The organism is Bacillus cereus group sp. Bce041 (assembly GCF_052646455.1).
Window position 1 is genome coordinate 30,197 of record NZ_JBQXON010000016.1, and the last position, 21,702, is coordinate 51,898.

Consider the following 21,702-nt stretch of genomic DNA (forward strand, 5'->3'; position numbering starts at 1 on the left):
TCCTTAAGTGATATAGGAAAAATGCCGAAAGAGTTGATATCCTTAACAATTTCGACATTTTTCAAGTTTGGATACTTAAACTTTTTTATAACGAAAAAGAATTATTTATATGATCTAATTGATTTTAGAAAGAACAGTACAATTAGTCCTGAAATAAATAATAAGACCCCATTTATTAATAAGATTAATGGTGGACCATAAATGTCAGCGAAAAATGAGGAAATTGCTAAAGCGACTGGTGATGCAATACTCGTAAGAGAACCAAGTGTTCCAAAAGTCCTTCCCTGTAACTCAGGATCTACCTCAACTTTAATAATCACATTGACAAGCAATGTACAAAATGAAAAAAGTATTCCTAAGAGGAGAATTAATGGTACTGCGTAAAGAACAGATGGAGCAAAAGATAGCCCTACAAAGATTGGAGCTAGTAAAACCATACTAAGGATTATCCACCAACCCCGTCGATGTAACTTATTATCAAAAAAGATAATAATGCCTGCGCCTAACATATAACCTATTGGAATGCTAGATTCAATTATCCCAAATTCAATCGGATTTGCTTTCCACACTTTTACAGACATTACTTGAATAAGCATTAATGAAGCAGTGAAAAATGTGATTAAAGTAGGCGAGAGTATAATAACAGATTTAGCAAAAGGGTTCTGCCATATATACTTGAATCCTGCAACAAGGTCCTCCTGAAATGAATTTTTGATTCCTGTTTTTTTTGTAGAATTAGGAAACTTTCCACTTAACAGCACTAAAATAGCGGATAACATAAAAGTAACTGCGTCAACTGAGATAGCAATGCTACCACCAAATGCTGCAACTACAACGCCCCCTATAGCTAGCCCCGAAATACGAGATACATTATCTGCTACATTTAATACTCCAGTAGCTTGTTGAACTTTGTCTTTTCCTACAATATCAACTAAGGAAGCATGGAATGCAGGAGACTGAAATAATCCTGCACAAGAAGTAAGAGCGGTTAAGATAATAATAAGAATAAAGGGGGTACCGGGTATTGCAATACAAAATGCGATACTTAGTATTAAAAGACTTCTTATTATATCTGTTATCCACATTAGTTTTCTGCGATCTACCCTATCTGCAACAGTACCTGCAATGGAAGAAAACAACATGCTCATGACCATATGAGTTATGGCAATTGTAGACATCAATTTGGCACTTCCTGTTGCTTGTAGTACCCAAAGGTTTAAAGCAATACTGTGAAATGAATTTCCGAACATTGATAAGGTATAACCTGTAAATACAAAAGTAAATGTACGATTTTTCCATAATGTCTTTTTCGAAGAAACAGCAAGAGCGGAATCTAATTCGACCTGTTGTTGCATAGTATTGTCACCTCACAAATTTAAGTATCTAATTTATAAAAATTTGTTTGCAAACTAATAGTGGTGAACTTTAGTAATCAAGTTAATTAGATGATTAATGAAATGGAATCTAATTGTAAAATAGATATATTGATATAATATATTGTTATTTTGAGGTAAAAACGGTAGGTATGAAATGGATTTAAGTACATACATGTTTGAAAAATAAAACGCAATATAAATTGACCATAGAAATCTTAGAATGTAAGTGGATTTAAATTGTTATGAAATTAAATTACTAGAAAATATCTACTAATGGCATTATTAAATTTGTAGAAGTAAATCTTTAATTTATAGAGAAAATTTTAAATAGCATTTAGGAAGGAACATTTTAACTGTACAATAATGTTTTAATTTTTATATAAGATTTTTGCAAATAAAATATTTCTCCAGATTATTTTGAAATTTCTTTACAGCTTTTCCCTAGGTTTTTAATATTTGTAAGATCGAAAGCTATATTTATATTTTATAGTTTATTTTGGAATATAAGATTGGTATTAGTAGTATAAATAGTATTTTTATTAATAATCTAGTATTTATTTTTAATACTCCTCTCCGCATAAAGTTTTACCAAATATTTTCAGGTGAATATTACCAAATAAAAAATGTTTTGTCTATGTATTTTATTGGGGCTATATTTTGTAAACATAATTCTATGTAAGAATTTTCTATATTTACCTCCCCTATATAATGACATTTTTTCCCTTACTTCGACATAAATCAAATGGTACAGTTTATAGGACAAATATAGAACCCACTTGTAGACATTATTTTGTATGAAAAATTGAATCGAAACATGAGTTACTAGTTAGGAGGCGAAATATATTTTAACTATTTTTCAAATAGTACTTAAGGGTAGAGTGCTAAACGTTTGAAAATAGCTGGTAAATGCTTCTATGGGATGGAGGTTGTCATTTGAAAGAAAAAGATAAGCTTAAGGTGAATGGGAACAACGTTAATTTTTCTAAAGATATAATCTATCAAATTGTAACGGACAGATTCCATAATGGATGCCCATCATATAATCCCAAAGGGGGATTATACGATGAATCTAGGAAAAATAAAAAGAAATACTTTGGTGGAGATTGGATAGGGATTATTGAAAAATTAAATACAAATTATTTTACTGAACTAGGTGTGACGTCATTATGGATATCTCAACCGGTAGAAAATATCTTTACTCCAATAAATGATTTGGTAGGAAGTACTTCATATCATGGATATTGGGCTCGTGATTTTAAAAGAACAAATCCTTTTTTTGGGACATTTGAAGACTTTCAAACCTTAATAACAACCGCTCATGCAAAAGATATAAAAATTATTATGGATTTTGCACCTAATCACACTTCGCCTGCATTACATGATGATGCGACCTATGCTGAAAATGGTAGATTATATGATAATGGATTGTTACTTGGTGGATACGATAATGATTACAATCATTATTTTCATCATAATGGTGGAACGGATTTTGAAGAATATGAAGACGGAGTTTATCGTAATTTATTTGATCTTGCAGATCTAAATCATCAAAATATAGCTATTGATTTGTATTTTAAAGAAGCTATTAAACTATGGCTAGACCAAGGGATAGATGGTATACGAGTTGACGCAGTAAAACACATGTCATATGGCTGGCAAAAAAGTTGGCTAAATTCAATCTATAATTATAGACCAGTATTTATTTTTGGTGAATGGTATATCAATCCGAATGAGAATGACCATAGAAATATTCATTTTGCAAATAATAGTGGTATGAGTTTATTAGATTTTAGTTTTGCTCATAAAGTACGTGAAGTTTTTCGAGATGGAATGGATTCCATGCATGGATTACACAAAATGATTGAAGAAACATATCAAATTTATAATGATGTAAATAATCTTGTTACTTTTATTGATAATCATGATATGGACCGTTTTCACATTAATGGACAAAGTAAACGTAGAATAGAACAATCATTAGCATTCTTGTTAACTTCAAGGGGAATACCTTCTGTATACTACGGTACAGAGCAATATATGGTTGGAAATGGAGATCCGAACAATCGTGGTCAAATGGAATCTTTTGATGTGAATACAGATAACTTTAAGATAATACAATCTTTATCTTCGCTTCGTAGTTTAAATTATGCACTTCCATATGGAAATACCAAAGAAAGATATATAACGGATGATATTTATGTATATGAAAGGTACTTTGGAAGTGATGTGGTATTAATAGCGTTGAATCGAAATTTAACAGAAGGATATGAAATAAAAGATGTTAAAACAATTCTTCCTTCTAGAAAGTATAAGGACATATTAGATGGTCTTTTAGATGGTGAAACAATTAGAGTTGAAAATAATAATATAGATTCATTATGGCTTGGACCTGGGTCAGTACATGTTTGGCACCATAAAGGAGTAAATAGTATACCTTTAATAGGAACTGTGGGACATAAAATGACAACCGTTGGTCAAATAGTTTGTATTGAAGGATGTGGCTTTACTTCTAAAAAAGGATCAGTATTATTTGAAGAAAAAGAGGCGGAAGTTGTTTCGTGGTCACATACTAGTATAAAAGTAAAAGTTCCAGCAGTGAACGATGGTAAATATGAAATTACTGTTGTAACAGATACAGGAACTAGGAGTAATATCTATAAACATGTAGAGGTCTTAAATACAAAGCAAGTTTGTATTCGATTTGTTATTGAAAATGGATATGAAATACCAGAGAGTGAAGTTTTTATAATGGGGAACACATATTCATTAGGAAATATGAATCCTTGCAAGGCAGTAGGGCCATTTTTTAATCAAATAATGTATCAATTTCCTACGGGTTATTTTGATATAAGTGTTCCGGCTGATACCTTGCTTGAATTTAAATTTATTAGAAAGATCGATAACACACTATTGATTGAAGGAGGAGAGAATCATAAGTATCGGACCCCGAGTTTTGGAACTGGAGAAGTAGTTGTAAAATGGCAAACTGCAGAAAAAACTATCTTGGTGGAGTCTTAACTATGGGGGTCTACTTTTTTACAATTGTAATTAAAATTGGGGGAATTTCATTTTAGTAGCTAAAATAAAAGCTTATACTGAAAAATTCTCTTAAAAGTTAATAAAGGGTACGGTTTTAAAGAAAAAAACTAGAAAAGAGCTGTATTAATGAAAGTGAAAAATAGAAAATTGGAGGTTACTATGGAACGAGCTTCTAAAGTGATTACGATTGAAAATTTTCATTCTGAAATACTTGAGAATAGTAGGAAACTATTTATATATTTACCACCTGGTTATGAAAGCAATTCGTACCAAAAGTATCCTGTATTATATATGCATGCTGGGCAGCGCTTGTTTGAGCCAGTAATAAAAAATGATGAATCATGGAATGTCCACAAAACGACTGATATGCTAATTTATGAAGGTAAAATTCAAGAGATAATAATAGTAGGTATAGCACATAAAAGAATCATAGAAAATAATGAGTTTTGTCATTTCATTTCACCAGATAAACATATAGAATGCTCAGGTTTATTATATGAAAAATTTATAATCAATGAGGTGAAACCTTACATTGATGAAAATTTTAGAACATTGACTAATGCTGAAAATACAGCTCTAATAGGGTCATCAGCAGGTGGTTTATCAACTTATAATATTGGTTTCCGCAATCCTGAAGTGTTTGGAAAAATTGGGATGTTATCTCCATTCTTTGTGAAAGTTGAAGATGACCATTCGGAATTAAAATTATTTGAAATGTATGAAGGAAAAAAAGACTTGAAAATATGGATGGATATAGGTAGTGCGGAAGGTTTTTTCTTGGTAAAACATGTGAGAGATATTGCAGAAACTTTATTGAAAAATGGTTACAAATATAGAGATGATTTAATTTTTTATCAGGATCCAAATGGTGCACATTTTGAGAAAGACTGGGGAGAACGTATGCATCTACCATTAATATATTTCTTTGGAGATGTTGGTAATATAGTTAATGTTACATTAGATGGTCGAGATGTAGTTGGATTAAATGGAATGAAAGTGAAAATTAATCCAATTGTTACGTACGATAGTGGTTTTGAAATGAGTGTTTTAGATGGTGTATTTTTAGTTGATAACCCAGATGTGCTAGAGGTTATGGGGGATGGAACAATTATACCTAAGAAAATAGGAGAAGCCGAAGTTACCTTTGTGACACAAGGTGTAAAAGGAATACCTAAAAAATATAAGGTAATAGAAACATTATCAGAATTTGTGGATGTTTCTGTAACAGTCGAAGTACCTGAAAATACACCAGTTGGTGAACGAATTTATATGAGTGTAGGCATGATACTAGATAGAATAGAAAAAAATCGTTTTGCAGGGAATTTTAAAGTGCCAAGGGACCTTGCATGCAGGTTTAAGTTTTCAAGAGGCTTTAGGCTCTTTGAAGTGGATAAATTAGGACAACCTATTCCAAATAGAAAATTTAAAGCTACTAAGGACTTACAGTTGAATTATACTGTTGAGAACTGGATAGGGCTGTAAAAAAATAAATATGGGGTGAGTGCTGTAGTGAAAATGAAAGAATTAATTCCAACTTTTGATGTCCCTTATTATTATTCATGCTATATACCAATTCTTCACGATAAATTAAAAAGTATGGGTAGCATTAGTTACATGAGTTTAATAGCTAATGAAGAATTATATAGTATACCAGCATATCGAATGGATACTGTCACATCGGTACCTTCTGTAGCAAGATATACACAGTTGTTAGAATATAATCAAACATTTCGTATGGAGAAACATGTATATTCTAATTTTGAAAAGGGGCTTCAATATATAAAAGAATGTTTGAATCGTCAAGAAGTATTTATTGCATTAGGAAGCACCTTTTTTCTACCATATAGTAATGATTATTTGAACCCCAAATTTATAAAAAGTCATATAGATGTCCATACGGATAAATATGTTACAGACCATTACCTCGCAATTAACAAACTTACAGAAGATAGAGTATTTGTTCAAGATCCAGTTCCTAATAAATTTATGGGTGAGATATCAATGGAGGAGTTCCATTCTTTTTGGAAAGGAGGAAAAGCTATACCTGAATTGGCTCAAGCAAAAGGTATAGAAAAAATTTCATCTTACTCATCAATTGATGTGATTATACAGGAAAAAATAAGCAAGGAAAATCTTAAAGATATTTTTTTGAGAACACTAAAAAAAATATCAAGTGAGTATGTTCGAGGTTTAATTATGCAAAAAAACAATAAGATATATTATTTTGGAAAGATTGCAGCCCTTGAACTTAAAGAAAATATAAATGAAGATTTTCATAAACAAAGAAATATGTTTCCTTTGTATTTGAAATGTTTATTTGATATGAGATGGAGTAGATATTTTTTATATGACTTACTTATAGACATGAACGAGTTATTTAAAGATAAATTTATTCATATTACTAGTGAGTTAATGGATATAAAACAATCATGGGAAAGACTGTATAAGATTGCACATATTAAATTATTAAAAAAAGATAGTAACTTAAGTGATCTCGAATCTTTTAATTTGATAATGATGGATATTATTAATAGAGAGTGTGTCTTACATGAGAATATTTTATTTCTTCTGCAACATAATTATAGCCTTCAGTCTTAATAGGGGAAAGATAATTGAGAGAAGGAGAGTAAGGCTACTACGTATACTTACAAACTTTATCAGTAGAAGAATAAGTGTATTTAGTGTTCATATTATACAGTACTAGAGTTGCTGGAAGGGAATCTTCATAGTAAAAAGATGATTCATAAAAGGAGTGTATTTACTTGAAAGATACAAATAAAGAAAAAATTATTCAGATTGTATTGTGCTGTGTTGAAGAAGTGAATGAAAATCTTGAAAATAAAATTGATCTTGAAAAAGGCTTGAAAGCACATCTTTATGATTGGGAGGGGTATTTAGATTCGTTAGGGCTGGTATCTTTACTGGTAAGTATTGAACAAGGGTTAGAAGATGAATTAGGTTTATCAGTTGATTTGGTGAATTTAGATACAATGTCACAACATAATAGCCCATTTAAAACAATAGAAGCATTAGTTGCGTATATTTTAGAATGCCAGGAACAATTAAAATCACTAACATAACAAAATATTAAAGGAGAAAATTAAAAAGGAGGTTAGGTATGTATATTGATTTTTTATTTGAAAGATTTGAAATGAATAAAGATTGCGAAGCCATTGTTTGGAAGGAGAAAACTTACACATATGAGTGGTTTCTAAATCAAATAAAGATTTATACAAAGGAGTTAAATGAACATCGAAAGATAGATTATACAACAGTCTCTTTGGAAGCTGATTATTCTCCATACTCTATAGCAATGTTTTTAGCACTTATTGAATTAGGGTGTACTGTAGTACCGATCTTAAATTCATTGGTTGAAAGTAAGAAGAAAGAATACTATGAAATAGTTGAATTAGAAAATGTGATTAAAGTTGAAAGCGGAAGCTTTGAAATAATTAATATACAAAGAGATTACATTCAAAATGAATTATTATTAAAACTGAAAAAGTTAAAACATCCAGGATTAGTATTGTTTTCATCTGGTACAACTGGACGTAGTAAAGCAATTGTACATGATTTTACATTACTTCAAAAGAAGTACAGTGTTGCAAGGAGTGCAAAACGCGTTATACCATTTATGTTATTTGATCACATTGGAGGAGTGAATACTCTATTCCAAATCATTTCCAGCTCAGGGTGTTTGGTAATTATTGATGATCGTAGCCCTAATCGAGTATGTAACATGATTGAGAAACATCAAGTACAAGCTTTACCCGCATCACCAACTTTTATAAATCTACTTATACTGAGTGAGGTTTATAAAAAGTATAATTTAAATAGTTTGCAGACCATTTCTTATGGATCAGAAGTTATGCCTGAGGCTACACTAAGTAAAATAAACGAAATATTCCCTCATGTTAAAATTACACAAATGTATGGGTTGTCAGAATATGGAGTTTTATATTCACAATCTAAATCGAATGATTCTTTGTGGATCAAACTAAGCGATAAGAATATTGAGTCAAGAGTAGTGGATGGAATGTTGCAGATCAAATCAATGTCTACAATGATTGGTTATATTAATGCTCCAAGTCCATTTACTCAAGATGGATGGCTTATGACAGGAGATATGGTGGAAGTAGATGGAGATTATATTAAAATTTTAGGAAGAAAATCAGAGATTATAAATATTGGCGGAGAAAAAGTATTTCCAGCTGAAGTTGAAAATGTAATACAGCTAATGGATGGAGTAGAGGAGGTTGCTGTTGTTGGTGAAAAAAATGGAATCACAGGGCAAATGGTTAAGGCTGTGGTTAAATTAAGAACAAATGAAAGTGTAAGTGAATTTAGAAAGCGATTAAGAGAGTTCTGTAAAGATAAACTACCATTATATAAGATTCCACAGAAAGTGGTATTAACAACTGAGAAAATGCATACAGAGCGTTTTAAAAAAGATAAGAAGGTATTTATGTAACCAAAAGTTGAAGTCCTTTTATACAATAATTTAAAAGTAAATTATAAATCCCTTATATTTTGAAAAAACTTTTTCAAAATATAAGGGATTCTTTTTATTTTTTTCGAATCTAAATTGAGTAATTCATATAAATAAGCCTCTTCGCAAAATAAAAATTTACGTGTTGAGGAGAAAATTTATGTTTATAGAGTTTGTTGTTGTTTATTATTACGATTCGATAGGAATTTATCTAATGAAATAGAGTGGCTGTTATTTACTACAAAAAATAAAGAAACAGCCAATAATAATAAATCAAATTCATACCCTCCTATAAATCCTTGATCAAATTTCACAGTAATAATGGCTCCGGCTATAAGTAAAGAAAATAAGGTTGAAATAATTCGTGTACCAAGCCCCAGAATAACTAAAATTCCACCCACTAGTTCAAGAATTGCTACTGGATATGCAAGCCAATCGAATATTCCTAGGCTGTTGAAGAAATTTTCCGTATTATGAATGCCATCTTGAAATTTTGTTAGTCCATGAGCAAAAAAAGTTAACCCCAATACTAATCTAATAATGAAAAAACTTAACTCATTTTTGTTTGACAATTGATATTCCCCCATTCAGTGATTTTGAAGTACGATTAGCCATAGATTTTTCCCTTTCCTTATTCTAATGATCTATATATGATATAGAATCAAAAAACAGTATATTTTTTTGTTTTTTAACTTTACTACTTGATCACTTTTTGTTTATAGGAATAAGGTTCTATCCCTTTAATATCCATTTCAATATCCTGAAGTACTGTATTGTTAATAGATCCTTCAATTATTCCAAATGTTTTATTTAGGATGTGACCGGCACTTTTAAACCCAACATAATGTCCACGAACCATACGTGGAAAACATGCACCAAACATGCCTTGTACTGTTATAATTGATTGGAAATGTAAAACTTCAGTAATTAATGTTCCTATCATTGCTATTTTGATTTTACTATTTGGAGGCACTTTAATAGAATGTTCAATTGAAGGAGAGATATGAATTGATTTTGAATTACTTTCGCCTACAAAAGTCGAAATATTAAATTCATTACCCGACTGAAATTTACCTGCAATGATGAGATCTGATTTTAAAGTTAAACCTGTAATAGATTTCGAAGTCCAAGATTGTATATTTACCCATTGTTCTTCTATGGTCACTACAATCTCTTTTTCTTCATTATTAGGATTACATACAAATTGTTCCTTTAGGGTTATTTCATTTTTCGAAGGTTTTTCAGGATCTCGAAATATAAAAGGTCCCAGCATTTTATAACAAGCATGATCATAACGTTCAGTAATAGCAGGCTTATTATGAATTGGAAACGTCTCATTATTTACTGAAATTTCATCAGGAAGTATTCCATAAAGATCTTTAAACGCATCCATTATGGAGTCGGTAGTTGAATCTAATGAATCTAGATCTGAAAAAGATAATTTTTCTTGTATAATCATACTAATGCTCCTTACCTATTTGTGTATTTTATTTGTTTGATCGTGGTTAAAAGACAATTAAAATATGAAGAAGAGATAAACTAATAGTTTGACAGATAGAATAATTAATAACTTTTGAGAATAAATTCCATTTTATGCCGTGGGATTCCTATCAATTAATACTCGTTAGAAATTTATAAAGATTTGATTGAATTTTAGGAAAATAGAGGTTGTTATTGAAAATCTAACTAAGGATAAAGTTATGGAACGCATCAATACACGGATTACTAAGGATGAAAAATAAAGGATAAATAGCAGAGAGATGAATACGAACGAAAGAAAACTTGTGGATCATAAAGAATTTAAGAGCTAGAGGTGTAAATAACAGCACAGATAAGGTTGAAGAAACGTACAAAAAGTTTACCTATACCAACCTTTAGCTAAATGATAAAAGCCCTGCAGGGGATGCAGGGCAAGACTAAGGGTATTGAAGAATTGTCGATTCTAAAAGTAAAGGACTTCTTGGAATGTTTTAAGTTTAACACATAAAATATTAAAACTTTATATAGAGATGTTACAAAAATATGAATATAAAAAAATCTAATAAATATTATGAAAAAGTTGATAATCTATAGAAGCTAAAAGGGATTATGTTTGTAATGGTGTCTTTATAGAGTTAATAGGGCAGGCTTTTGTTTGTCTTAATATTCGGGAATCTAGTAGAATTCCCCAACTAATAGGCAGGTTCCTGGGTATTACGAAGCGTGTAAGCATCAAAAAAGCCCGTACAGAAGCACAGGCCGGTTGATACACATATCGGTAACTAAATATTAACAGAAATACTTAGTAAGTACTATCGAAAAAATAAAAAACTGCTTTTCACCTAAGACAGTTTGAAGAAAACACATATAATAAAGCACTTATATTATACCAAATGTTTTCTCCTACCTTAAATTAAGGAGGAATGTGGAAATGATTGAGAATCCAGTGTTAATTGACAATCATCATGTTTCATCAGCCGATAATTCTATTGGAAATTGCGAAAGGTGTTCTCAAGAGTTTTATTAAGGTAATGAGTATTTTTACTTTGATGGTGTTTATATACATAACTCAACGGAATGAGTTGACAAAACAAAATTGAAGCTGAAATTCAAATTATGAAGAGTTTAGTTAAATGATATAAACAAAGTAAAGAACCTAATGCTGTATTTCGATGTTTTTTATGAACGCCAAGGAAAATCTACTATACACTAAGGAATAGTAATAAAAAGATGATACCAATAAAAATGTATACAAACAAAAAGAATCCTAATAGGGGTAATTCTTTATGAAAGTTGAGCATGACAAACCTCCTTGGATATATAGAATATTTTAATATATTGTTGTTCTATTTAAAAAGGAAAAAATAACTTGGTACATTGGATTAGAGGATATCTATATAAATAGGTAGAATCTAATTATTTGGTTCATATTTTAATCCAAGGGGTACAAATTCGATGCGACATGAAAAGGATTTGTTGAAACAATGGAAGGCGGATTTGCAAGCTATTCAAGAAGAGAAAAGGCTGAAGAAAAAGGCTAAGAAAAAGAATAAGAAATATAGCATTCCGGGTAAAACTGCTGACTTCATGGATGGCAAGAATACTTATCGTAAAGATAATGGGGTATGGAAGCAAAGAAATAAATAATGTGAGGATAAATAAGTTTGATCAAGCTTATAGCAATTATCGGAGGCGCTGCCGTGATTTGGGAGGCGTCTTGTTTGTTTTTAAGGAAAGATAATAAAACAAACAAATACAATGAACGAAAAAATACCTGAGACTATTGCCACAGGTAGGCTTGTACATTAATAAAAATAATTTTATTAATGTACTATTTTGAATGTAGATTTAATTCAGTAAGATTCGAAACTATAATGCCATGATTTGAAAATGAGCTCAAGAGTGTTTGTAAATTCATGCCGCTCTATAATCTTTGTTTTTAATCTTTTTTCTAATATCTATAAATCCTATAATCATTATTGTTATGCATATTAACTTGAGCCAACGAACCTCCTGGTGGAATATTAGGCCAGAGAAGAATTCATAAGCGAATAATAAACCGACAATTGGGAATAGCCAAGTCATAAATTTCAAATCTTTTAGATGAAACTTATAATTATTAATCTTTTTCCACATATGAATCAACTCCTATTTTCCTAATGTTTTGTAGTTTTTCTTTCTAATATCTCGCATGTTTAGGATAAAGAATAGAAGGAAAATCAAGGCTATGATTCCGTTAACCCAGTAGTATGTATGTCCTGCTATGAATCCAGTATAGAAAGAAAAGGAATTCCAAACTAAAAGGATTGTTGAACAGATAGTAGAGATCAATAATGAACCAAAAGTCCTCATGATTGTCACCTCGATTCAAAATGTAAGTAGTTAATTATAATTATACATTTAAATAAATAGATCCAAAAGGGTAGGATATAATAAAATAATATAAAGGAATCACTGTGAGGCGAGAAATATGGATAGGTAGCGAATCCGCTGGTTTTTTTATTTTAAATAGAAAAAGGAATCTCGAAAGATCCCTTTTTCTAATTCCGATATATCTTAATCGCATATAAGTAAAGACATGAAATATTATATAACAATAAAAAAATATAAACAATAAGTATTTTAGTTAACATAAGGAGGATTTATACAAATTACTTCCTATTAGTACAGAGAGTGGTGGGTGATATGAAAGGAAAGAGAATACGTATCGAAAAAGTGCATGAGGTAAACAATAGCACTCAAAATAATGATGATGTGTGGATTTGGTCTTAATTTGATTAATAATACCAGAATCAAAACAGTAAGATGTTCTTATGTTATAAAAGCTATACTGAAGTGAGTATGGATTATAATATTCATTTCAATTAAACAAAGGAGAGGAGTCTATTCTATGACTTCTCTCCTTTGCTTTATTCAAACTTTGTTTGAGTCTATGTATATGACCATATTTAAGCAAAAATAGCTTTTAAAATCGACACTTTGTTTGTAGTAAATAATACATAATTTTGTTTTACAGTTCTAATTAATATACGGTCAGTTGTCCCATATGCTGTTCCAATACGGATTGCAGTTGGTTCTTCAACTCCCGCATAGGTAGCATCTTCGGTAACCTCAAGCACATCACTTAATGGGATCGTAACCTCCGCCAATTGCCATGAAATTATTAACTCTTCTTTTGTTTTTTTTACATCAATACCTAGCATTATACCAAGACCCTTCTATAATAGAATGCTACACTTCATATCTTATTATACAAATTCTTAAATTATTTTTCTACATGTATGAATAGAACTGATATTTTAAAGGTGTCAACAGAATGGAGGATATACTATCAATCTATTAAGTAATACGCTATGAAGAAAAGTTCACAAAGAATTAATATGGATATGACATGGTTACAGTATGATGAATGAGTAATAGTAGGCGTTGCAGGAAGGAAATGAATGATGAGACTTAAATTAGTAGGAACCTTAACTTGTATAGTAGTAATATTAGGTATCTTTATAGTTTACACTAATATATCTATTGGTAAAGAACCATATAAGACAAACCATGAAACTAGTGAAAACTCCATAAATAATGAAAAAAATAGAAAGCAAAATGGAGCTTCAAGTAAGATAGCAAGCTCTTTTGCTAGTATACAGGCTGTAGTAAATAAGGAATATGGTTTACCCGAAAACTATAAGCCAGAGGATTTAGTTGTACCAAATGTACCCTTCTCATTTAGTGGAACGGTAGAAAAGAGTCACCTTCGTAAAGAGGCAGCGGAAGCGTTAGAAAAACTATTTCTTTTAGCTAGGCAAGATGGTATACAGTTGAATGCTGTTTCAGGATTTCGTTCCTATGAATATCAAAAAGGCCTGTATGCCAGCAATGTCAAAAAGAATGGGCAAGAGCATACGGATCGCTTCTCGGCAAAGCCAGGGCACAGTGAACATCAAACAGGCTTAACTATGGATGTTTCTTCTAAAAGTGCAAACAATGAATTAGAGCTAGCCTTTGCCAATACGAAGGAAGGGAAATGGTTGAAAGATAACGCACATCGTGCAGGGTTTATCATTCGTTACCCAAAAGGTAAGGAAAGTATAACAGGTTATGCATATGAACCTTGGCATATTCGTTATGTAGGAGATATCTCTGACAATATATATCAAGAAAAGCTAACTCTAGAAGAATATATGAATCTGAAAAAATAAAGAATTATTGGCATATATCATGTAAGTGCGAATGCAGATGTACGGATTCGCACTTACATGAAGCAGAAAGCACACAGAATGAGGTTACACTGAGTGAATATAGTAGGGAGGAATGTTGCTTAAAAAAAGGCAAAGGTATTTACAATAACATACTTTTAACCAGTTTACATAACACATCTCATAGATATTTGTAAAAAAACAAGTGAATAAATCTCAAAATGAAAAGAATACTTATATCATTGAGACAGAAAGAGAAATTTAGTAGTGATATTTTAAAATCTGCATTTAAATAATATTTAGCGGAATGCTCAGCTAAATCAAGTACAATAAAAAGAATTAAAGGAAATGCTCTATTTCGACATCACAACAATTAAATTTTGTAAAATACACCATCTATTTAGTCTTAAGGAGTTAAAGTTAACTGTTTTGTATTAAAATGTTATACACTGGCTATGTCCTATAAGCAACTATTTAATCAATATCAATATTAATATTAATATGTATAGCTGAATGTATCTGAAACTAAAAGATATTTGTACTGATGAAAGGTAAGGTATATGATACCTTTATAAAAGTGGGAAAACAAACACTTATAACTTCGCACGAAATACCAATTTTACGAACAATAAGATGTATAATTAAAAATCTAATACAGTATTTAGGGATTTCGAGCTCGATAGCATGAATCTCTGTATATTGGTATGTGTCTATATAATTCATGCTTTATATAAAAATCATAAAATGCTAAGTTAGTTATTAATATTTTTTATGGTAGATTACATTTTAATTTATAAGATTTTTTCTTAAGTTGATCTAATTAACCCCTCATAATCATGATTAAATTAGCCAATTCATGTTAGATAACGAATTTTAAACTGTTTTCATATATTGATTTTTTTGTATGAATTTATATGAAAAAATTGTTTTATTTTACATACATTTATATGTAGTTTTTACACTAATTTTTATGGTCTTATACAAATTTATCACTTAGTTAGCTATAATTTTCATTTGACTAACTACACTATATCATTCAATTTTGTGTATATTTTAGTATTTCATAATTTAATTATGTAAATAAGTTTGTGTAAAAATTGAATTTAACGCGAACTTGTGTTCGTATATATTTTCTGTTATAGTATATATGAGGTGATTTTTATGGATTACAGCAAACAACGTCAAAAATCCGTACATCGTAAGAAATTATACGAGAATTTAAATGAGATGCCCTTTTACATAGAAGAATTTGTGGAGTACAAAGAATTGCATGATGCCTCTCCCTCCACCCTACTGAATTATGTATATGATTTTAGAGTCTTCTTTAATTGGCTATTATCTGAACGAATTATTGAATTTAAGCCCATTAAAGACATATCCTTCTCTGATTTGGAGAATTTAAAGAAAAAAGATGTTGAGAACTTTATGAGGTTTCTAAAACTACAACAAAACATGCAAAATTCCTCTGTTAACAGAAAAATTTCGGCCTTAAAGTCTTTATTTAAGTACCTCACCTCCCTATCAGAGGACGAAGATGGAGAATGCTATTTTTATAGAAATGTAATGGCTAAAATTGAAATACATAAAGATAAAGAAACATTAAATGCTCGTGCAAAACGTATGAGATCTAAAATATTCCATAATGATGATGATCAAGAATTTCTGAATTATGTTAAGTACGAACATGAAAAATCTTTAACAAAACATCAATTATTCTATTTCCTAAGAGATAAGGAGCGTGATGTAGCTATCCTATCCCTCTTCCTTGGTAGTGGTATTCGTGTAAGTGAATTGGCCGATCTCCGCATGGAAGATATAAACTTAAAGGAAAGACTAATTGATGTAATCCGAAAAGGAAACAAAGAAGATTCCGTTTGGATTACCCCAATTGCATTAAATGATCTTGAAAAATATATGGAGATTAGAAATAACAAATATGCTCCAGGAAAAGAATTACAAAATGTATTCTTATCTAAGTATAAACATACTGCACAGCCTCTTTCTGTTAGGGCTATCCAAGATATAGTAGAAAAATATACTAAAGCCTTTGGCAAAAAAATGTCTCCTCATAAATTAAGACATACATTAGCAAATAAGTTATATATGGAAGAAAAAGACTCGTTACAAGTGATGCAACAACTTGGACATACCAGCCAGGATACGGCCTTATTATATACACAGCTTGGAGAAACAACTATCAAAGATAGCTTAGGAAGAATAGGAAAGAATAAATAATAAAAGTTCAGCAATACAACATTGCTGAACTTTTATTATTCTCCCTGCTAGAGTTTAGTGGTTTTAAATGTCACACATTATTCATTATATATTTAATTTTATTATATAAAAAATAAATAGTTAAAATTCTACTTTAATTGGTATATAAAAACTCTCTCTAGATTAGATAAATGAAAATTTTAGATTCCTACAATTGTTGTTTACGTTAAATGCGAATTTAATATAAACTTGGGAAAATCGGAGTTATCCCCTTTTCACCATCTGTATAGAAGTAAATTTTTAAATCAAATAAATCGGGATTAATAAATGCAACAATCATTTATCCCTTTCGTACAAACAAAATATTCCATTCATGTTTTGTATTCTTTGCAGCTGCTTCTAGTGCCTTCCTTTCTTTTCAAGGTCACCAATTTTCTCTACAAATGTACCAATAGACTTAGGAATAGTTAGCAAAACAAAAAGGAGTGTATAGAGGAGATTACAGGTGTAAGTCAGGCCGCTCTGTATCGTAGATTAAAAGAACTGGAATAAAGTTCTTTTTCCGATTTGTAATTAAACCTCAGATTGGCCCCTCATACCATAATCGTTTCCGTACCCCATAAAAGAAATCGGCTAAAAATAGCCGATTTTGTCGAGGGATTTCCATTATTTATTATTTTGAATACAGTGACAAAACTCTGTCATCGCTGCATTAACCTCTTTTATTATCAGACGCATTTCTTCATATGGTGGGACAAACTCTTGCCCAAATTCTATTGTAAAAGCATAAATTTTATTTTTACTTGAATCGACGATATGCCGACTATAGGCATAATCATCTGAAGTCGCTGATGTCGGATAGAGTCCTACTGCTTGTTGAACAGTATAAGAGGTGCCCCTTACAGCATTAAGGGCGGTGTTCATTTTATTTGCCAAATCAAACAGAGTATTCTGATCTAATTCAGGAATAAACTCTCGATAATCTGTATCACCTTGTTTTCCACGTTTTCCATCAAAAGATGGATTACGGAAGTTTTGATTCGAATCAGTTCCTTGGTTATCATCATCCCCCCAAGGATAAAGAATTAATCCACTATAACTATGAATGTCTACGTAATAGCAGATATTTGGATAAGTGTCAAAAAGATATTTTACATTTCTTGTCTCAGGTTCTGAAAAAGGGGCAGTTCCTTTATAAATAATTTCAGCTGGATTATCTGATGTACCGATTCCACTATTCCAAAGGAAGTCAAAATTCCGGTTAATGTCTACTCCTAAATTGTTACCACCATTAGTATGATTAGGATTACGATTTTTTCGCCACCACGTATTTGAAGAATTACCTGAGATTATATCAGTTGTTTGTGAGTAGTTTTTTCCATCTGGATTTACATCAGGAAAAACGAAAATATCAAGGCCTTCCATGAAATCACGAATTTGGTTGAATGTATATGTCTTACCACCGAAATTTAGTGGAGCTTTAGATTGATATGATGAGACTAATTGCCGCAAAAAGTTGATACATATATCAGATCCCCCCCACTCTCTGGCATGCATACTTCCTGTAAATAAAACCCCTTCTCTATTTGTATTTGTTCCTACTCGTAATCGCACAGCATGTGTTGAATGCCCCTCCCATGTTTGATTAGGAAGTTGTATTAGTGTAACAAAGTTCGGAAATTGTTGTGACAGTTGAATTAATGCGGTTTCAATTTCGTCCACTGTCATATAGCCTCCAAGAACGTTCTCTGTTATTTCTTCTGATACAATATTAGAAGTAGTAAAGCGATTAATAGAAGACACCTCTTGTCTTCTCTCATGTGCAATTTTATTTAAGTCATCAATAATCTCTACCTCTTAACCAGATTGTTTAACTTTCTCAATTTGCAAATTTGTTAAAATTCCTGGGACTTCATAATACTCATTGTCTACTTTTCTGGCAGCACGATATTGTAAATCTAAATTAAGTTTTTTTAACTTCATTAAATCTTCATGTAAATTACTACGTATACGAACAGAGTACATATTCATATATTCATCTCCTTGTTACATGTATGATAATTAAAAGGAAAGCTGTGCCGCGTTGCAAACCACGTTATATTTTTATCCTGCACAATGGAATTTCTTTTTTTTATTTATTACAAATTATTTCCATTCAAAAAAACTTGTATAAAAGGAGTAGAAGGAGCATATTTCGACATATCTTTCAAAAACATGCTCCTTGTAATTGATTAGTGTATCCTTTAATTTAAAAGTTTATATCTTCATATGTTTCAATAATATGACCATTTGTCGATTCTATTTGATTAAGTGGATCATGATTTCTTAACTCACCGAAATCAAGACCTGTTAAGTTTTCAATTATCGAAACGGCTACTTGATATGTTTTATATTCGCCATATGCAAATTCCAGATTATCTATTAAATTTTTTTGCGATTGTAAATAAGCTGTAGCAGATAAATGACCATCTTGCTTAACTATTACAACTACCTTCCAAAACTCTGCTGGTATTTGTACTCCTCGATAAATCAAATCATCACTTCGGAATACTGGTCCAGTAAACACTGTTACTTTAAGGTTAAAGTTTTTAGCATTTTTCAAGATATAATCCTCAAGACCCAACCATGTCTCTTGATTTAATTTTTTATGTTGTGGTGAGGCATTTGTAAAATAGAAAGTATCTTTGTTTGCTTCTTCTGCAGAATTTCCCCACACAGGATCCCTTCTACGAACAAGATGTCCTCTATCAAGATCATTATCTATATATAGTTCATCACCGCACTGATATTTTTTATCAATACGAGGGTCAAAATTCCAGTCATCTTCACGGCCCACATTTTTCAAATTATCCCCATCAATATTAACTACAGTATAGTAAGCTAAACGACGTTTTTTACTCATAACAATCGAAAAATGTGTATAGTTTAATATTCTTTCTCCATTCTTGAGAAGCGCTATATCTGATTCAAGATCGGGACGTAATTTAGGATGTAAAACTTCATAATTATCACCTAAAAATTTAGTATCATAACCTGTCGAGTATTTGTGCCACTCTAAAGGTAACTCCTCAGAAATTAACTCTCCAGTTGTGTTTTCAACTAATTCCCACGATTTTGAAAAATCGTCAAGTAATTTCTTCTTATCATCACTTAGATTTTGAGACTGATTCATAACAAACTGTACAATACTACTAATTCGTATTCCTTCGTTTGCTATATATTTTGTACTATCTTTTGGATCAGGAACTCCTGAATGATGAAGTGCAATAACCATCCATTCATCATTAAATACAGCTGATCCAGATGAACCTGGCTGTGTATCTGTTTCATAATGAATAAAATCATCAAATATATCTTGAACTTTATTCTCTCTATTCGCTACCATCTTAGGTGCACCTGAAGGATGCTGAATTATTGATACGTGCTCACCAACTAATATCTTTCCTTTATGCGGTAAAAGCGGTAAAAAATCAAAATCACTTAATTTCGCTTCGTCAGCAGATGTTTCTTCTACTGCAACTAATGTAAAATCAAGTTTCTCATCTGTTATAAAAAAACGATTTGGCGCTAAACGAAAATTTTTAATTTCTCTTTCTTTTAAATCTAACCCCAACTCATAATTGAATTGTGCAAGACTAAAAAGCGCAGCATCTTCATCTGCTAAAACATGATTATTTGTAAGGAGTAAAGATGGCGACACAAGAAAACCTGTACCATGTCCGCGAACCCTTCCAATACGATCGCGAACCTCAATTCTACAAACAGACTTAGCAGCTTTAAGTCCTGCTTCAAAATAAGAGATAGGAAATAAATCATTTCCTTCAATAATGCGCTCTAATGCTAAGCCATCCCGTGGATTAATAATTGCTTTTCGAAAAGAAGCCCGTTCTGGTTTGCTTACTTCCAATGGATTTTTATGCTGTAATTCATTCTTGAGATGTTCACGTTTGTTTGAGCGTTCAATAAAGCGATTCAGAGCATTTTGTTGTTGTAAAGACATTAATTTCTGATTGAAAATTAAATCATTTTCGAATTGCATATTAGACATGTATTTAGTCCTCCCAAATATACATTTTTTAATACCATTTGTATGAATATGAGTATCTTTTCTAATACTGTTTAATTTTCTTATAATAATAGTAGTAGCTCACTTCAAAAATATTTAGAAATTAGAAAGGGTACATTTGTTGAATAAATTGCTTATCTTTTTCCGAAAATGTTACTCCTCCAATGGCTTCAAAATCTCCAATTGTGTGCTCATTGGGTATCGTATAGAGCATTATTGATGTTGGATCAAATTCTGTGAAACTCGTTATATTTTTATCGTATCGATTAAATATATTGTTATCAACATCTTCTTTTGACCAGTTATTTGGTGGGCCCATATAATACTTATATACAGCTTTTTTATCCCAAGGAATTTTCGCACTCGGATTTTGATGCTCATGAATACACCCCAGGGCATGTCCAAATTCATGTAATACCACTCTTGAGTATTCAACTTCAGGAGTGTCTGGTTGAAGCCAACCATAGTTCATTGTTGGCTCCTTCTTATCCACTTCCTTACAGGAGGTTCCAATATACGACCAACTACCGTCATTCATGTCAAATGCTATACGTATTTCTGCGTCAGGATTATTTCCAAATTCCAATTTTATATTTGCAAATTCTTCCCATCTTTTTGCATGTTTTTTGACTTTTTCTTTCACTTCAGGAAGCCCCTCTAAAAAACACACATTTATTGTTTGGCCTGGTACCCACTTATACTGATCAATAAGACTTATTTCTTTAGAAAAATTAGGTGATATTTTATCAATGCATACTTTAACTGTTTTAGGCACAAAATCTAATCCTTTCTATATCGAAATTAAATGATTATTAACCTGGTTTTCATACTTAAAATAGAGTTTAT

General features: G+C 31.0%; 18 protein-coding genes. 8 read left to right on the top strand and 10 right to left on the bottom strand.

Annotated features, from left to right (window positions below; translation table 11 throughout):
* Nucleotides 1–101 precede the first annotated feature (101 nt).
* Nucleotides 102–1,355 carry an MFS transporter gene (locus tag ACUN13_RS27725; protein ID WP_001187351.1) on the bottom strand — a complete coding sequence of 418 codons (1,254 nt, stop codon included), beginning with the start codon at nt 1,353–1,355 and terminating at the stop codon, nt 102–104.
* Nucleotides 1,356–2,309: 954 nt separating this feature from the next.
* On the opposite strand from ACUN13_RS27725, the gene ACUN13_RS27730 reads away from it, so the two are divergent.
* The 5 genes from ACUN13_RS27730 (at nt 2,310) to ACUN13_RS27750 (ending at nt 8,886) form a co-directional block, all read left to right on the top strand.
* Nucleotides 2,310–4,394, top strand: a complete 2,085-nt coding sequence (locus ACUN13_RS27730) for an alpha-amylase family glycosyl hydrolase (RefSeq protein ID WP_409532382.1) — start codon at nt 2,310–2,312, stop codon at nt 4,392–4,394.
* Nucleotides 4,395–4,574: 180 nt separating this feature from the next.
* Nucleotides 4,575–5,897 carry an alpha/beta hydrolase gene (locus ACUN13_RS27735; protein ID WP_088346797.1) on the top strand — a complete coding sequence of 441 codons (1,323 nt, stop codon included), beginning with the start codon at nt 4,575–4,577 and terminating at the stop codon, nt 5,895–5,897.
* Nucleotides 5,898–5,924: 27 nt separating this feature from the next.
* Nucleotides 5,925–7,013: a hypothetical protein gene (locus ACUN13_RS27740; protein ID WP_088346799.1), complete on the top strand. Its 1,089-nt coding sequence runs from the start codon at nt 5,925–5,927 to the stop codon at nt 7,011–7,013.
* Nucleotides 7,014–7,177: 164 nt separating this feature from the next.
* On the top strand, nt 7,178–7,495 hold the full coding sequence (locus ACUN13_RS27745) for a hypothetical protein (protein WP_016082896.1): 318 nt from the start codon (nt 7,178–7,180) through the stop codon (nt 7,493–7,495).
* Nucleotides 7,496–7,533: 38 nt separating this feature from the next.
* Complete coding sequence (locus tag ACUN13_RS27750; RefSeq protein ID WP_409532383.1) at nt 7,534–8,886, top strand: ANL family adenylate-forming protein; 1,353 nt, start codon at nt 7,534–7,536, stop codon at nt 8,884–8,886.
* A 182-nt stretch (nt 8,887–9,068) separates the two neighbouring features.
* Here ACUN13_RS27750 and ACUN13_RS27755 read toward each other — a convergent pair whose 3' ends face one another.
* Both ACUN13_RS27755 and ACUN13_RS27760 read right to left on the bottom strand, forming a co-directional pair.
* Entirely contained in the window at nt 9,069–9,476 is a 408-nt protein-coding gene (locus ACUN13_RS27755; protein WP_025687804.1) for a DoxX family protein, read from the bottom strand.
* 125 nt (nt 9,477–9,601) lie between these two features.
* Complete coding sequence (locus tag ACUN13_RS27760) at nt 9,602–10,363, bottom strand: hydralysin-2 (RefSeq protein WP_088346608.1); 762 nt, start codon at nt 10,361–10,363, stop codon at nt 9,602–9,604.
* A gap of 1,475 nt (nt 10,364–11,838) precedes the next feature.
* Between ACUN13_RS27760 and ACUN13_RS27765 the strand changes: the two genes are divergently transcribed.
* A complete protein-coding gene (locus ACUN13_RS27765) occupies nt 11,839–12,030 on the top strand; it encodes a hypothetical protein (protein ID WP_088346606.1) in 192 nt (63 codons plus the stop codon).
* A 267-nt stretch (nt 12,031–12,297) separates the two neighbouring features.
* On the opposite strand, the gene ACUN13_RS27770 is transcribed toward ACUN13_RS27765, so the two are convergent.
* From ACUN13_RS27770 to ACUN13_RS27780, 3 genes are all read right to left on the bottom strand, one after another.
* Nucleotides 12,298–12,519, bottom strand: a complete 222-nt coding sequence (locus tag ACUN13_RS27770; protein WP_025688918.1) for a hypothetical protein — start codon at nt 12,517–12,519, stop codon at nt 12,298–12,300.
* Between the two features lie 12 nt (nt 12,520–12,531).
* On the bottom strand, nt 12,532–12,735 hold the full coding sequence (locus tag ACUN13_RS27775) for a hypothetical protein (RefSeq protein WP_088346604.1): 204 nt from the start codon (nt 12,733–12,735) through the stop codon (nt 12,532–12,534).
* A gap of 596 nt (nt 12,736–13,331) precedes the next feature.
* A complete protein-coding gene (locus tag ACUN13_RS27780; RefSeq protein WP_088346602.1) occupies nt 13,332–13,586 on the bottom strand; it encodes a SunI/YnzG family protein in 255 nt (84 codons plus the stop codon).
* 243 nt (nt 13,587–13,829) lie between these two features.
* Between ACUN13_RS27780 and ACUN13_RS27785 the strand changes: the two genes are divergently transcribed.
* Both ACUN13_RS27785 and xerS read left to right on the top strand, forming a co-directional pair.
* Entirely contained in the window at nt 13,830–14,579 is a 750-nt protein-coding gene (locus tag ACUN13_RS27785) for a D-alanyl-D-alanine carboxypeptidase family protein (protein WP_025687810.1), read from the top strand.
* Between the two features lie 1,158 nt (nt 14,580–15,737).
* On the top strand, nt 15,738–16,811 hold the full coding sequence (gene xerS, locus ACUN13_RS27790; RefSeq protein WP_000386620.1) for a tyrosine recombinase XerS: 1,074 nt from the start codon (nt 15,738–15,740) through the stop codon (nt 16,809–16,811).
* A 645-nt stretch (nt 16,812–17,456) separates the two neighbouring features.
* Here the strand turns inward: xerS and ACUN13_RS27795 are convergent.
* The 4 genes from ACUN13_RS27795 to ACUN13_RS27810 all read right to left on the bottom strand — a co-directional run bounded on the left by ACUN13_RS27795 (nt 17,457) and on the right by ACUN13_RS27810 (nt 21,631).
* Nucleotides 17,457–18,512 (bottom strand): M14 family metallopeptidase, encoded by a 1,056-nt coding sequence (locus ACUN13_RS27795; RefSeq protein ID WP_438906354.1) that lies wholly within the window; start codon nt 18,510–18,512, stop codon nt 17,457–17,459.
* A 135-nt stretch (nt 18,513–18,647) separates the two neighbouring features.
* A complete protein-coding gene (locus ACUN13_RS27800; RefSeq protein ID WP_409532385.1) occupies nt 18,648–18,821 on the bottom strand; it encodes a hypothetical protein in 174 nt (57 codons plus the stop codon).
* Between the two features lie 217 nt (nt 18,822–19,038).
* Entirely contained in the window at nt 19,039–20,838 is a 1,800-nt protein-coding gene (locus ACUN13_RS27805) for a DNA/RNA non-specific endonuclease (RefSeq protein WP_000069115.1), read from the bottom strand.
* Nucleotides 20,839–20,959: 121 nt separating this feature from the next.
* The gene (locus ACUN13_RS27810; RefSeq protein ID WP_001127113.1) at nt 20,960–21,631 is read right to left on the bottom strand and encodes a M12 family metallopeptidase; all 672 of its coding nucleotides are present in this window, start codon (nt 21,629–21,631) and stop codon (nt 20,960–20,962) included.
* Nucleotides 21,632–21,702: the final 71 nt, after the last annotated feature.

Excerpts from the sequence above, each read along its gene's own strand:
- ACUN13_RS27725 (WP_001187351.1), bottom strand. The coding sequence starts at position 1,355 with ATGCAACAACAGGTCGAATTAGATTCCGCTCTTGCTGTTTCTTCGAAA.
- ACUN13_RS27735 (WP_088346797.1), top strand. The coding sequence starts at position 4,575 with ATGGAACGAGCTTCTAAAGTGATTACGATTGAAAATTTTCATTCTGAA.
- ACUN13_RS27750 (WP_409532383.1), top strand. The coding sequence starts at position 7,534 with ATGTATATTGATTTTTTATTTGAAAGATTTGAAATGAATAAAGATTGC.
- ACUN13_RS27760 (WP_088346608.1), bottom strand. The coding sequence starts at position 10,363 with ATGATTATACAAGAAAAATTATCTTTTTCAGATCTAGATTCATTAGAT.
- ACUN13_RS27765 (WP_088346606.1), top strand. The coding sequence starts at position 11,839 with ATGCGACATGAAAAGGATTTGTTGAAACAATGGAAGGCGGATTTGCAA.
- ACUN13_RS27770 (WP_025688918.1), bottom strand. The coding sequence starts at position 12,519 with ATGTGGAAAAAGATTAATAATTATAAGTTTCATCTAAAAGATTTGAAA.
- ACUN13_RS27775 (WP_088346604.1), bottom strand. The coding sequence starts at position 12,735 with ATGAGGACTTTTGGTTCATTATTGATCTCTACTATCTGTTCAACAATC.
- ACUN13_RS27780 (WP_088346602.1), bottom strand. The coding sequence starts at position 13,586 with ATGCTAGGTATTGATGTAAAAAAAACAAAAGAAGAGTTAATAATTTCA.
- ACUN13_RS27785 (WP_025687810.1), top strand. The coding sequence starts at position 13,830 with ATGAGACTTAAATTAGTAGGAACCTTAACTTGTATAGTAGTAATATTA.
- xerS (WP_000386620.1), top strand. The coding sequence starts at position 15,738 with ATGGATTACAGCAAACAACGTCAAAAATCCGTACATCGTAAGAAATTA.
- ACUN13_RS27800 (WP_409532385.1), bottom strand. The coding sequence starts at position 18,821 with ATGAATATGTACTCTGTTCGTATACGTAGTAATTTACATGAAGATTTA.
- ACUN13_RS27805 (WP_000069115.1), bottom strand. The coding sequence starts at position 20,838 with ATGTCTAATATGCAATTCGAAAATGATTTAATTTTCAATCAGAAATTA.